The following is a 12,935-nucleotide window of genomic DNA, read 5'->3' as shown; positions in this document are numbered from 1 at the left end:
GGCGCGTAAGTGGATAGGCGGGCGCCGAACCGACACGGTGTGGTCCGGATGTCAGGACAAAGTATTGACAGGGGGCCCGGGCAGGTCTAGATCTGACGGGGCGACGGAGATCGTTCCATCCCCTTCGGCGCGACCCCCAGGAGGAGAGTAGAGAGATGACGCACCTTCCACGCGGTAGCGCCGCCGACGGGGCCTACGCCCTGTCCGTCGATCCCGACAAGGCCGGCTGGTCCCGGGCCGGGCTGCGGATTCTCGAACTCGCGGCCGGGCAGGGGCACGCCTTCGACACCGGGGAGAGCGAGTGGATCGTGCTGCCGCTCTCCGGCGGATGTTCGGTCCGCGCGGAGGGGATGAACCTCGAACTGGCGGGCAGGGGCAGCGTATTCGGTTCGGTGAGTGACTTCGCCTACGTACCGCGCGACACCAGCGTGGAGATCTCCTCCGGTGCGGGAGGCCGGTTCGCCCTGGCAGGAGCGAAATGCGGTCGACGACTCCCCGTCCGCTACGGCCCCGCGCCGGAGGTTTCCGTCGAGGACAGGGGTGGCGGCCAGAGCGCCCGCCAGGTGCGCAACTTCGCCGCCGCCGACGCCTTCGACTGCGATCAGCTCATCGCAGTCGAGGTGATCACCCCCGGCGGGAACTGGTCCTCGTACCCGCCGCACAAGCACGACGAGCACCGGCCGGGCGAGGAGACGCTGCTCGAGGAGATCTACTACTTCGAGATCGAGGGGCGGGAGGGCGCTCCCGAGGGGTACGGCTACCAGCGCGTGTCCCCGTCGAGGCCCGGCGGCACCGACCTCCTCGCCGAGGTCCGCACCGGCGACACGGTGCTCGTGCCCGACGGCTGGCACGGCCCGTCGATCGCCCAGCCGGGACACGCCATGTACTACCTGAACGTCATGGCGGGACCGGGGGACGAGCGGGAGTGGAAGATCTGCTTCCATCCCGATCACGCCACGGAGGGATACCGATGACGACGACCCGAACGGTACGACTCACCGTCGCCCAGGCCCTCGTCCGCTTCCTGGCGAACCAGTACACGGAGCGCGACGGCGCCCGGCACCGCCTCATCGACGCCACCTGGGGCATCTTCGGTCACGGCAACGTGGCCGGGCTCGGCCAGGCGCTCCTCCAGTACGGCACCGCGCCCAGTGGGGGGACACCCCCCACACCCCCCGTCATGCCCTTCCACCAGGGCCGCAACGAGCAGGCGATGGTGCACGCCGCCGTCGGCTACGCCCGCCAGTGCGACCGCCTGTCCACGCACGCCGTCACCACCTCGATCGGCCCCGGCGCCACCAACCTCGTCACCGGCGCCGCCCTCGCGACCATCAACCACCTGCCCGTACTGCTGCTCCCCGGCGACGTGTTCGCGGCCCGGCCCGCCGACCCGGTGCTCCAGCAGCTCGAAGTGCCGTACGCGGGCGATGTGTCGGTCAACGACTGCCTGCGGCCCGTCTCGAAGTACTTCGACCGGATCGAGCGGCCCGAGCGGCTCGTCCCGGCCGCGCTCCAGGCCATGCGCGTACTCACCGACCCCGTCGACACCGGCGCCGTCACGCTCGCGCTGCCGCAGGACGTGCAGGCGGAAGCGTACGACTGGCCGGAGGAGTTCTTCCGGGAGCGGATCTGGGCCGTGCGCCGCCCCGAGCCGGATATGCAGGAACTCGCCGATGCCGTAAGGGAGTTGAAGCGCTCACGGCGCCCGCTTCTCGTCGCCGGTGGCGGCGTCCACCACAGCGCCGCCGAGGCCGCCCTCAAGGAGTTCGCCGACGCCACCCGCATCCCCGTCGCCTCCACCCAGGCGGGCAAGGGCTCGCTGCTGCACGACCACCCCGCCGACGTCGGCGGCATCGGGCACACCGGCACCGCCACCGCCAACGAACTCGCCCGCACCGCCGACCTGGTGATCGGCGTCGGCACCCGGTACACGGACTTCACGACGGCCTCCGGCACGCTCTTCGCCAACCCCGACGTCCGCTTCCTGAACCTGAACGTCGCGGCCTTCGACGCCCACAAACTGTCCGCGCACCCGCTCGTCGCCGACGCCCGCGCGGGGCTGACCGCCCTGCGTTCCGAAGCGGCCGGGTACCGCGCCGAGCCCGCGTACGTCGCCGAGTACACCGAGGACAAAGAGCGCTGGGAGCACCGCGTCGACGCCTGCTTCACCGCCGAGGACGAACTCGTACGCCCGACACAGTCCCAAGTGCTCGGCGCACTCGACGAGTTGGCGACCGCGGACGACATCCTCATCAATGCCGCCGGTTCGCTCCCCGGGGATCTCCACAAGCTGTGGCGGGCCCGCTCCCGCGACCAGTACCACGTCGAGTACGGGTACTCCTGCATGGGCTACGAGATCCCGGCCGCCCTCGGTGTCGCGCTCGCCGCGCCAGGCCGGCCCGTGTGGGCGCTCGTCGGAGACGGCACGTATCTGATGCTGCCGACGGAGATCGTCACCGCCGTCCAGGAGAACATCCCGGTCAAGGTCGTCATCCTGCAGAACCACGGGTACGCGTCCATCGGCGGGCTCTCCGCGTCCGTCGGCGCCGAGGGCTTCGCCACGCAGTACCGGTTCGCGGGGGAGCAGGGCGCGTACGAGGGGGCGCCGCTGCCCGTCGACCTCGCCGCCAACGCGGCCAGCCTGGGGATGACGGTGCACCGCGCCAAGACCGTGCGTGACCTGCGTGAAGCGCTCGCCGCGGCGCGTGATGCCACGCGCCCCACATGTGTCTACGTGGAGACCGAAACGTCAGACACAGTGTCGGGCCCGCCTCCCGCGCAGGCGTGGTGGGATGTTCCTGTGGCCGAGACGGCGGAGCGCAGCGCCGCGGTCGAGGCCCGCGAGAAGTACGACCGGCACGCCGCCGGCCGACGTCGCCACCTCTGAGAAGTACGTAGCCGTCACAGGAGTTGCCCGTATGTCTGACACGAAGTTGGTCCACCACTGGATCGGCGGCAAGGCCGTCGAGGGCGCGTCCGGCAATCACGGTCGGGTGACCGACCCGGCGACCGGCGCCGTCACCACGCACGTCGACTTCGCGAGCGTCGACGAGGTGGACACGGCCGTCGCCACCGCCAAGGAGGCGTACACGTCCTGGGGGCAGTCGTCCCTCGCCAAGCGCACCGAGATCCTCTTCCGGTTCCGCGCGCTGCTCGACGCCAACCGGGACGCGATCGCCGAGCTGATCACCGCCGAGCACGGCAAGGTGCACTCCGACGCGCTCGGCGAGGTGGCCCGCGGCCTGGAGATCGTCGACCTGGCCTGCGGCATCAACGTGCAGCTGAAGGGCGAGCTGTCGACGCAGGTCGCGAGCCGCGTCGACGTGGCGTCGATCCGGCAGCCGCTGGGTGTCGTCGCCGGCATCACGCCGTTCAACTTCCCGGCCATGGTGCCGATGTGGATGTTCCCGATCGCCATCGCGACCGGCAACACCTTCATCCTGAAGCCGTCCGAGAAGGACCCCTCGGCGTCGCTGAAGATCGCCGAGCTGCTCTCGGAGGCCGGTCTGCCCGACGGCGTCTTCAACGTCGTCCACGGTGACAAGGTCGCCGTCGACCGCCTACTGGAGCACCCGGACGTCGCCGCGATCTCCTTCGTGGGCTCGACGCCGATCGCCCGCCACATCCACGCCACGGCCTCCGCCAACGGCAAGCGCGTGCAGGCCCTCGGCGGCGCCAAGAACCACATGCTGGTCCTGCCGGACGCCGATCTGGACGCGGCCGCCGACGCCGCGGTCTCGGCCGCGTACGGCTCGGCGGGCGAGCGCTGCATGGCGATCTCGGCGGTCGTCGCGGTGGGCTCCATCGCCGACGAGCTCGTCGCGAAGATCAAGGAGCGCGCCGAGAAGATCAAGATCGGTCCCGGCAACGACCCGACGTCCGAGATGGGCCCGCTCATCACGGCCGCCCACCGCGACAAGGTCGCCTCCTATGTGAAGGGGGCGGCGGCCGAGGGCTGCGAGGTCGTCCTCGACGGCAGCGACCACACGGTGCCCGGCTTCGAGAACGGCCACTGGGTGGGCCTCTCCCTCCTCGACAACGTCCCGACGTCCGCCAAGGCGTACCAGGACGAGATCTTCGGCCCGGTCCTGTGCGTGCTGCGCGTCGACACGTACGACGAGGGCGTGGCCCTCATGAACGCGTCCCCGTTCGGCAACGGCACGGCGATCTTCACCCGTGACGGCGGCGCCGCCCGCCGCTTCCAGCTGGAGATCGAGGCCGGCATGGTCGGCGTCAACGTGCCGATCCCGGTCCCGGTGGGCTACCACAGCTTCGGCGGCTGGAAGGACAGCCTCTTCGGCGACCACCACATCTACGGCAACGACGGCACGCACTTCTACACCCGCGGCAAGGTCGTCACGACCCGCTGGCCGGACCCGGCCGACGCTCCCTCGGGCGTCGACCTGGGGTTCCCGAGCAACCACTGAGGACCCTGCCGAGGTTCCCGGGCCGTCCGGAGTACGGACAGTTCGCTGTGAACTTCAGCGCTCCGGCTGCGGTTCTCGTACGTAGGGGATGAACCGGGCGGCGTAAGTGGACTCCCGTGTATACCTTCGATACGAAGGTCATCCACGGGAGTCGCTGCGTAAATCCCGGCACCCTTTGCAAACCTCTTGCGAACCCCTCGCACACCGCGCGTAGTTGGCGGAAGGCGTACTGCGGATTCCGAAGGAAAACAGGCGTTGACGTTCGGATATCGGCGAGGTTGCATGGCGCAGCCCTGTCGCACGAGTCGATCGGATTCGCTTCATGACCGACACGCTTCGCCCCGCCGCTCCTCCGTCCCCACCAGAAGCGGCACCCCAGGCCCAGAAGCTCAAGCGTTCCATCGGCGTCGTCGGAGGCACCCTGCTCACGCTGTCCTGCGTGACGCCCGCCTCCTCGCTCTTTGTTGTCGTCCCCGACCTGTTCGGCAGCCTCGGCACCGCGACCGCGCTCACCATCGCCGTCGGCTCGCTGATCTGTATCGGCGTGGCCTTCCTCTACTCGGAGCTGGGCACCCTCATCCCCAGCGCGGGCGGCGAGTACGCCATGGTGTCGACGCTGGCGGGACGCCTCGCCGGCTGGCTGGTCTTCGTCCTGTCCCTGCTCGTCGTGTTCATCGTGCCGCCGGTGATCGCGATGGGCACGGCCGACTACCTGGAGCCGGTGATCCACCTCGACCCGGCGATGGCGGGCGCGGGCGTGATGCTGCTGTCCACCCTCGCGGGCCTGCTCGACCTGCGTGCCAACGCGTGGATCACCGGCATCTTCCTCGCCCTCGAAGTCATCGCGGCGGCCCTCGTCGCGGTCCTCGGCTTCGCGCACGCCGAGCGCGGCGTCGGCTCGCTCGGCTCGATGCAGATCGCGGGCGGGAACGGCCACACGGACGCGGTGACGGGCATGCTCGTCGTCTCCGGCCTGGCCATCGCCCTCTTCGTCACGCAGGGCTTCTCCACGGCCGTCTACCTCTCCGAAGAACTGGAGAACCCCCGCAAGTCCGTGGCCCGCACGGTGCTCGCGACGCTCGCCATCTCCACGGTCGTCATCCTCGTCCCGGTCGTCGCGATCACCATGGGCGCGAAGGACCTGACGGCGCTCACCTCGGGCGACATCAGCACGATGGTCGTGGCCTGGTCGAACTCGGCGGTCGGCACGTTCGTCTCGCTGTGCGTCGCACTCGCCATCATCAACGCGGGCATCGTCATGGTCATCCAGAACTCCCGCGTCCTGTTCGCCTCGGCCCGCGACAAGGCGTGGCCGGGGCCGGTCAACAACGCGCTGTCCCGGCTCGGCCGCTTCGGCTCCCCGTGGGTCGCGACGCTGGCCGTCGGCGTCCCCGGCGCGGCGCTCTGCTTCGTCAACCTCGACACCCTGTACGGCGTGACGGGCGTCTCCGTCACCGGCATGTACCTGCTGGTCGCGGTGGCCGCGCTCTTCGCCCGCCGTGGCGCTCACAAGGGCCGGCCGGCGTGGCGGATGCCGTTGTGGCCGGGGGTCCCCGTGGTCCTGATCGCCCTGATGATCTACATCCTCGTCGAGCAGGAGGTCGAGTACCTGCTGTGGACGGGCGGCATCATGGCGGTGGCGAGCCTGTACTGGGCGCTTTACCTCCGGTCGCGGCGGGAGACGCGGTGGCTGGTGACGGTCCCGACGGACTGACACCGCGAGCCGGGGTTGCGCTCCCGGGGCTCTGCCCCGGACCCCACTGCTCAATCGCCGCAGGGGCTTAACAACAGCCCCGCCGGCGTTTGAGGCGCGGGGCCGGGGCGGAGCCCCGAGGCGTTCACCAGAGGTGGCCGGTTTCCATCGGGAGGCCGGTTGTCAGTGACTCGTTTCCGGCGACGCCGACCGCGAGGGCGAGGGCTCCGTCGCGCGCGGTGGCTCCCTTGCCCGCCGCAGGGACCGCGCCGTCGTCCGACCCGTCCCCCACCGGCCCGAAGAGTTCCTTCAGCATGCGGAGGTCCCCGCCACCGTGGGACCCCGCCGACCACTCGTAGGGAATCTCCCGCGGCGCCTCCCAAAGGGGCCGCAGCAGGATCGACGTACGGCCGGGGCGGTCCATGACCACCCCGCCGTGCGACGCCCCCGCCGAACCGCCGGAGGCAACCGTCGGCGACTGCCACGTGTTCTCCTCGACCTCCAACTCGAGCCGCCCACCGGTCCCGTTGAACATCACCCGGTACCCCTCCCAGGGCGAGTACGCCGTGAGGTGGTACGTCATCGTGGCCCCGGAGTCGTAACGGACCAGGACCGACAGGTCGTCCTCGACGTCGATGGCGTCGCCGAAGACGTTCCGGTCGCGGACGTAGTCGGAGTCGCCGGCCGTCTCCGCGTCCGCGTAGAGGGACTTGAGGTTCGGGTCGTCGGCGAGATGGATCGCGTACGGGTCGCCCGCCGCCTCCTGCGAACCGTGCGCCCGCACATAGCCGCGGCGAAGGCCGGTCCGCTCGCCGTTGTCGCGGCCGTAGAAGACGAGTCCGCCCTCCGCGTACACGCGTGAAGGGGCCGCGCCCAGCCACCAGTTGACGAGATCGAAGTGGTGGCCGGACTTGTGCACGAGCAGTCCGCCGCTGTGCTGCTTCTCGCGGTGCCAGCGGCGGAAGTAGTCGGCGCCGTGCCGCACGTCGAGCAGCCACTCGAAGTGCACCGAGCGGATCTCGCCGATCGCGCCGTCGTGGAGGAGTTGCCAGACCTTCTCGTGGGCCGGGTTGTAGCGGTAGTTGAAGCCCACGGACAGCTCGCCGCCGGTGCGGCCCACCGTGTCGAGAATGGCGCGGCACTTCTCCGCATCCGTGGTCATCGGCTTCTCCGTCACCACCCGGCAGCCCGCTTCGAGCGCCGTGTTGATGTACGTGTGGTGGGTCGCGTCGACGGTGGTGACGACGACCTCGTCGATCCGGTGCGTACGCAGGGCTGCCGCGAAGTCCGACGGGTCGCAGGTGGCCGCCTCCCCGCGGCCGAGCGAGCCGAGCAGCCGGTTGTGGTGGGCGATGCGGGTCGGGCTGGGGTCCGCGAGGAGGACTGTGTCGTAGTGGGGGCGGGCGGCCAGGGCCCTGGTGTACATCTGGGCGCGGTGACCGGTACCGATGATCGCGGCACGCTTCATGGGGGTCAGGATTCCTTTCGCGAATGGGGTCTCCCCTGCTCGAACGCAGTTGAGAGCTTGGGGAATGGGCCTGTGGAGCGGCGGACTATCAACTCGCTTTCCAGGACGAGCTCTTCGGGTACGCGGTCCGGTTCGTCGAGTCGGCGCAGCATCAGGTCGACGGCGCGTTCGCCGAGCGCGTCGAGCGGGATGCGGACCGACGTGAGCGCGGGGGTGGCCGTCGTGGCGAGGAGAGTGTCGTCGGCGCCCACGACGCTGACGTCGTCGGGCACCCGTACCCCGCGGTCGGCGAGGCGGGACAACACGCCGAGCGCCATCAGGTCGTTGTGCGCGACGATCGCGGTGGCGCCCGCGGCCAGCGCCAGGTCGGCGACCTGCGCGCCCGTGTGGAACTTGGGCTCGTGCGGGCCGAACTCGGTGACCTTCAGCTCCAGTTGCTCGGCGGCGTGGCGGACGGCGTGGCCGCGCTGCTCGCTCGACCAGGAGTTGCGGGCCCCCAGGATCAGGGCGAGGTGGCGGTGGCCGAGCGCGTGCAGATGCGCCACCGCCTGGCGCAGTCCGTCCTCGCTGGGCGCGACCACCGACGGCACGCCGGACACGCTCCGGTTCACGGCGACGCTCGGCACCTGCCGGACGACCTCGCCGAGCCGGGCGCCGTCCATCCGCGGGGCGACGAGCAGCAGCCCGTCGACCTGGCGGGCGAGCGTGAGCGCCAACTCGTACTCGTCGTCGGGGTGTTCATCGGTGTCCGCGAGGAACACGGCGTAGTCCTTGCGGCGGGCGCGGGCCTGCACGGCCTTCACGATCACCGCGAAGAACGGATTGGCGATGTCGGGCACGATGAGCCCGAGCGTGCGGGTGCGCCCGCGGGCGAGCGAGCTGGCGATGCGGCTGGGGCGGTACCCGAGCCGTTCCGCTGCCGCGAGGACGCGGGTCCTTGTTTCCGGGCGCACTTGGTGCGGGGAGGCGAAGCACCGGCTCACGGTGGAGGGGGAGACGCCGGCGTCGGCGGCGACCTCCTCAGCGCTTGCGGCTCCGCCCGATTGCCGGTCGTCGTTACGCATGACGGTCTCCCCTCACGTGGTCGTTTTCGCGCGTGCGCCGCGGGTGGTCCCGATTCGTGGGCGGGTTCCGTCGCGCCGTGGTTTGCGCAGTTCCCCGCGCCCCTGAAATGCCGGCACATCAAGCCGCGTCAGCGATAGTTGGGCCACAATCAAGCCCCGCCTTTGGACGAGAACCAGCGGGGTTCGGGGCGGAGCCCCGAGGCGTTGCGGCGGTCGACTGCCACCGCGGCCAACGCCAGCACACCCGTCACCAGAGGCGCCAACAGCACGAGCTGCCAGACGCACACCGACGACACGAGCACCGCGCCGCCGAGCATCAACGTCCCCCGGCCATCCCGCAGAGGCCGCGCCCAGCGCCCCGTGAGCGACCAGGTCGCCGCCATCCGAACCTGATACACGACCACCGCCCCCGCCGCCCCCGCGATCACCACCGCCAGTACGCCGAAGAGCGGAACGTCCCCCGCGACCGCCGCCAGGCGCAGGTCCGCGCCCAGGAAGCCGAGGGCGAGCAGGCCGACCGCGCCGACCCGCACCCCACCCGGCACCGCCCCGCGGAAGTCCGCCACGAACCGGCGGGCCGTGCCGGGCGAGGGGCCGTCCGGTACGCAGCGACGTACCGCCGCGCAACCTGCCGCCATCGCCGCCGGCCACGTGACCAGCAGCAAGGACCCCGCCGCCACCAGCACCCCGATCCACAGCACCTCCGCGAAGAGCGTGAACCGCTCGCCGTACGGGGTGTCGCGCCGCACCCCCGAAGTCGCCTCGCTCATCCCTTCACCCCGGAGGTCGCCGCGCCCTCGATCAGCAGCCGCTGGAACGCCACGAAGAACGCGATCACCGGGAGCAGCGAGAGGACCGACATGCCGAGCATCGCCCCGTAGTCCTGGCTGCTCGTCGAGTCGACGAACAGGCGCAACGCCACCGGCAGCGGGTACTTCTCCGGCGACTGGAGGTAGATCAGCGGCGCGAAGAAGTCGTTCCAGGACCAGATGAAGGTGAAGATCGCCGTGGTGATGAGTGCGGGCCGCAGCAGCGGAAGCACGATGTGGCCGAAGATTCGGAAGTGCCCGCAGCCGTCGATCAGCGCCGCCTCGTCGAGGCTGCGCGGCAGGTTGCGTACGAACTGCACCATCAGGAAAACGAAGAACGCGTCCGTGGCGAGGAACTTGCCGAGGAGCAGCGGCACGTAGGTGTCGACCAGGCCGACCTGCTGGAACATCGTGTACTGCGGGATGAGCAGGAGGTGGGTCGGCAGCAGGATGGTGCCGATCATCACCGCGAACATCGGGCCGCGACCCCGGAACCGCAGCCGCGCGAAGGCGTACGCGGCGATCGAGCACGACAGTACGTTGCCGATCACCGAACCCACCGCCAGCAGCAGGGAGTTGCTGAAGAAGCGCCACGCCGGAACCTCGGCGATCCCTTCGAGCGCCGTGCCGAATCCGCTCCAACTCAGCTTCGATGGCAGCAGGTTGAAGCTGGAGATGATCTCGTCGGCGGGCTTCACGGACGCCGTGAACACCCAGAACACCGGATAGAGCAGCACCAGGAGCAGGGCGATCGCGCCCACGTGCCACAAGGTCGAACGCGTGGTGGCCGTGCTGGTAGTCGGGGCCATCGTCACTTCTCCTCGCCCGCGTAGTGGACCCAGCGGCCCGAAGTCTTGAAGAGCACCGCGGTGATCACGCCGACGACCAGGAGCAGCACCCAGGTCAGGGCCGCCGCGTAGCCCATCCGGAAGTCGTTGAAGCCGAGTTCGTACAGGTACATCGAGTAGACGTGGGTGGAGCCCGCGGGGCCGCCGGTTCCGTTGGAGAGCACGAACGCCGAGTTGAACATCTGGAAGGCGTGCACCATCTCCAGGACCAGGTTGAAGAAGATCACGGGGGAGAGCATGGGGACCGTGACCGAGATGAAGCGGCGCCAGGGCCCCGCCCCGTCGATCTCCGCCGCCTCGAACAGATCGCGCGGGATCTGCTGGAGCGCAGCCAGGAAGATCACCATGGGCGCGCCGAACTGCCAGACCGAGAGCGCGACCAGGGACATCAACGACCAGTCGGGGTTGGAGATCCAGCCGCCCGTGTGGATCCCGAAGCCGCCGAGGAACCGGTCGACGACGCTGCCGGTGGAGAACAGCAGCCGCCACACGATGGCCGCGCCGACGCTCGCGCCGATCAGGGACGGCATGTAGAAGGCGGCCCGGTAGAAGTTGCGGCCCTTGCGGCGGGTGTGCAGCAGGAGGGCCACGCCGAGCGCCGCGATCAGCTTCAGGGGCGTCGCCACCACTACGTAGAGCAGCGTCACGCCTACGGTGTCGCGTACCTCGGGATCGTCGAACAGGATCCGCTTGTAGTTGTCGAGGCCGATCCAGCGCGGAGCGTCGAACAGGTTGTAGTCCGTGAACGACATGTAGAGCGAGAACAGCATCGGGCCGAGCGTCAGCACGGCCGCGCCGATCATCCACGGGGTGAGGAAGACGTACGCGGAGCGGTCGTTCGTGCTCCGGCGGCGCTTTCCCGGTGGGGGCGAGGGGGAGTCGCCGCGGCGTGCGCGGGGTATCGCGGCGTCGGTCGTCGTCGTAGAGGCCATGAGGGCTCCGTACGGGTTCGGGAGGGGCGAGAGAGGGGCGGCGAGGTCCTGCGCGGGGTCCTGCCGTCAGGCGAGGACGACCTCCGACTGGTCGAAGTAGAGATCCACGGCCTGGTCCACGGAGACAGTTCCGTAGAAGAGCTTCTCGGCGACGCGCTGCAGATAGACGTTGAGGGACGCGCCGCCGTCGGCGGGCGGCGGCGGGGTCGCGGCGAGCGTCTTGGCGACCTGTTCCTCGTACGCCTGGACCTGGCGCACCTTCGGGTCGGAGGTGTCGGCCGCGCCCTGCTGGCTCGTGGTGGGCGCCATGCCGATGTTGGTGCCGAGGATCTTCGCCACCCGCCGGTCGTTGACCATGAAGTCGATGAACCGCGCGCTCTCGCTCTGATACGAACTCTGCGCGGCCGCGGCGATCAGCATGCCCGGCTTGGCGTAGATGCCGGAGCGCCCGGTGTCGCTGGGGACCGTGCCGAGGGAGAGCGTGCTGCCGCGCATGTCGCTGCGGCCTCCTACCTGGTTGTCCCACTCCAGGTAGGAGGCGGCCCTGCGGGTGGAGATGGGGAAGCCGGGCAGCGATTCGAGTACGGCGTCGGGGCCCGCGAGCGCGCCCTCCTTGCGCCAGCCGTCGACCAGGGTGAGGTAGCGGCGCATGTCGTCCCGGTCGAAGCCGAGCGTGCCCTTGTCGGTCCACATCTGGAGCCCCTGCTGGCGCATCCAGACCTCCAGGCCCATGTAGTTCTGCCCGGGGTTGTCCATGCCGTACTGCACGGGGCTGCCGTGCCGTCTGCCGTACCGGGTCACCTTCAGGGACTGCTCCATGAACGCGTCCCAGCTCATCCGGCCCGTCGGCTTGCGGGCACCGGCCTCGGACCACGTCTTGGCGTCGTACATCAGGGAGACGCAGTTCGCGCCCAGCGGCAGCGCGACGCGGCGGCCGTCGACCTTGCCGGCGGTGCGCAGCGACGGGATCACCGTCGAGGCGTCGATCTCCTTGCCGGATCCGGTGTGCGGGCCCAGGTCGGCGAGTACGCCGTGCTCGCCGAGGGTGCGGACCCAGGCGTAGTCGACGTGCATCACGTCGGGCGGGTTGCCGCCTGCGGCGGCGGTGCTGAGCTTCGGCCAGAAGGAGTCGAACGCGGCGAAGCTCGACTTCACCTTGATCTTGGGATGCTCGCGTTCGAACACCGCGATGCACTTGTTGATGAGGTCGGCCCGGCCACTGTCGCCCCAGAAGAAATAGCGCAGCGTCACGGTGCCACCGGCGCCGACGGAGCGCGCGGGCCCGCCGCAGCCGGTCAGCGCGGCACCGAGGCCGGAGGCGAGCAGGGCGGACAGGGCGGTGCGACGGGAGGGGGCGGCATAGCCCATAGGGGCCTCCACGAGCGGCTCGGCGGTGGGAGCGGTTCGGTTCGTGGAGGGACGGTTGCATGCGCTCGCAGGTCGGTCAATGGGTTGCGCGACGATTTCCGGAACGGCCCCTTCCCGCCAACTCCCGCAGGCGCGGGGCCCCTTGACGATCTCTGCGAGCGCTTGCAGTATGTGCCGCACCGTGGCCGACGCCGCCGTTTCCGCTGGGCCGCACCGTGGTCGCCTCAATCGCCGGCGGGGCTTGATTTATCAAGCCCCGCCGGCGGGTGTGGCGCGGGGTGCGGGGGGGGGGCCCCGGGCGGGGGGGCGGGGCGGCCGGGCGGGCG

At 70.3% G+C, this 12,935-nt stretch carries 10 protein-coding genes; 4 read left to right on the top strand and 6 right to left on the bottom strand.

Annotated features, from left to right (window positions below):
• Positions 1-155: 155 nt before the first annotated feature.
• From iolB to ACWD2L_RS25250, 4 genes are all read left to right on the top strand, one after another.
• Positions 156-974 carry a 5-deoxy-glucuronate isomerase gene (gene iolB / locus ACWD2L_RS25265; protein WP_351343133.1) on the top strand — a complete coding sequence of 273 codons (819 nt, stop codon included), beginning with the start codon at positions 156-158 and terminating at the stop codon, positions 972-974.
• Positions 971-2,887: a 3D-(3,5/4)-trihydroxycyclohexane-1,2-dione acylhydrolase (decyclizing) gene (gene iolD, locus ACWD2L_RS25260; protein ID WP_351343135.1), complete on the top strand. Its 1,917-nt coding sequence runs from the start codon at positions 971-973 to the stop codon at positions 2,885-2,887. The genes iolB and iolD overlap by 4 nt, the downstream gene beginning before the upstream one ends.
• A 31-nt stretch (positions 2,888-2,918) precedes the next feature.
• Positions 2,919-4,427, top strand: coding sequence for a CoA-acylating methylmalonate-semialdehyde dehydrogenase (locus ACWD2L_RS25255; protein WP_351343136.1), 1,509 nt, complete (start codon positions 2,919-2,921; stop codon positions 4,425-4,427).
• A gap of 322 nt (positions 4,428-4,749) precedes the next feature.
• Positions 4,750-6,141, top strand: coding sequence for an APC family permease (locus ACWD2L_RS25250; RefSeq protein WP_351343138.1), 1,392 nt, complete (start codon positions 4,750-4,752; stop codon positions 6,139-6,141).
• 124 nt (positions 6,142-6,265) lie between these two features.
• On the opposite strand, the gene ACWD2L_RS25245 is transcribed toward ACWD2L_RS25250, so the two are convergent.
• From ACWD2L_RS25245 to ACWD2L_RS25220, 6 genes are all read right to left on the bottom strand, one after another.
• Positions 6,266-7,588 (bottom strand): Gfo/Idh/MocA family oxidoreductase, encoded by a 1,323-nt coding sequence (locus ACWD2L_RS25245; protein WP_351343140.1) that lies wholly within the window; start codon positions 7,586-7,588, stop codon positions 6,266-6,268.
• 5 nt (positions 7,589-7,593) lie between these two features.
• Positions 7,594-8,652, bottom strand: a complete 1,059-nt coding sequence (locus tag ACWD2L_RS25240; RefSeq protein WP_351343142.1) for a LacI family DNA-binding transcriptional regulator — start codon at positions 8,650-8,652, stop codon at positions 7,594-7,596.
• 149 nt (positions 8,653-8,801) lie between these two features.
• Entirely contained in the window at positions 8,802-9,422 is a 621-nt protein-coding gene (locus tag ACWD2L_RS25235; RefSeq protein WP_351343143.1) for a hypothetical protein, read from the bottom strand.
• Positions 9,419-10,270, bottom strand: coding sequence for a carbohydrate ABC transporter permease (locus ACWD2L_RS25230; RefSeq protein ID WP_351343145.1), 852 nt, complete (start codon positions 10,268-10,270; stop codon positions 9,419-9,421). The genes ACWD2L_RS25235 and ACWD2L_RS25230 overlap by 4 nt, the downstream gene beginning before the upstream one ends.
• Before the next feature lie 2 nt (positions 10,271-10,272).
• Positions 10,273-11,241 (bottom strand): carbohydrate ABC transporter permease, encoded by a 969-nt coding sequence (locus ACWD2L_RS25225; protein ID WP_351343147.1) that lies wholly within the window; start codon positions 11,239-11,241, stop codon positions 10,273-10,275.
• A 66-nt stretch (positions 11,242-11,307) separates the two neighbouring features.
• Positions 11,308-12,609: an ABC transporter substrate-binding protein gene (locus ACWD2L_RS25220; RefSeq protein ID WP_351343149.1), complete on the bottom strand. Its 1,302-nt coding sequence runs from the start codon at positions 12,607-12,609 to the stop codon at positions 11,308-11,310.
• Positions 12,610-12,935: the final 326 nt, after the last annotated feature.

The sequence above is a fragment of the Streptomyces sp. NPDC002754 genome, from assembly GCF_053592315.1.
The sequence above is the reverse complement of the archived record's forward strand: the minus strand, read 5'-3'. Positions and strand labels throughout refer to the sequence as shown.

Bases quoted from the DNA above. Each gene is read 5' to 3' on its own strand.
- iolB (WP_351343133.1), top strand. From the start codon at position 156: ATGACGCACCTTCCACGCGGTAGCGCCGCCGACGGGGCCTACGCCCTG.
- ACWD2L_RS25235 (WP_351343143.1), bottom strand. From the start codon at position 9,422: ATGAGCGAGGCGACTTCGGGGGTGCGGCGCGACACCCCGTACGGCGAG.
- ACWD2L_RS25240 (WP_351343142.1), bottom strand. From the start codon at position 8,652: ATGCGTAACGACGACCGGCAATCGGGCGGAGCCGCAAGCGCTGAGGAG.
- ACWD2L_RS25255 (WP_351343136.1), top strand. From the start codon at position 2,919: ATGTCTGACACGAAGTTGGTCCACCACTGGATCGGCGGCAAGGCCGTC.
- ACWD2L_RS25245 (WP_351343140.1), bottom strand. From the start codon at position 7,588: ATGAAGCGTGCCGCGATCATCGGTACCGGTCACCGCGCCCAGATGTAC.
- ACWD2L_RS25230 (WP_351343145.1), bottom strand. From the start codon at position 10,270: ATGGCCCCGACTACCAGCACGGCCACCACGCGTTCGACCTTGTGGCAC.
- ACWD2L_RS25225 (WP_351343147.1), bottom strand. From the start codon at position 11,241: ATGGCCTCTACGACGACGACCGACGCCGCGATACCCCGCGCACGCCGC.
- iolD (WP_351343135.1), top strand. From the start codon at position 971: ATGACGACGACCCGAACGGTACGACTCACCGTCGCCCAGGCCCTCGTC.
- ACWD2L_RS25250 (WP_351343138.1), top strand. From the start codon at position 4,750: ATGACCGACACGCTTCGCCCCGCCGCTCCTCCGTCCCCACCAGAAGCG.
- ACWD2L_RS25220 (WP_351343149.1), bottom strand. From the start codon at position 12,609: ATGGGCTATGCCGCCCCCTCCCGTCGCACCGCCCTGTCCGCCCTGCTC.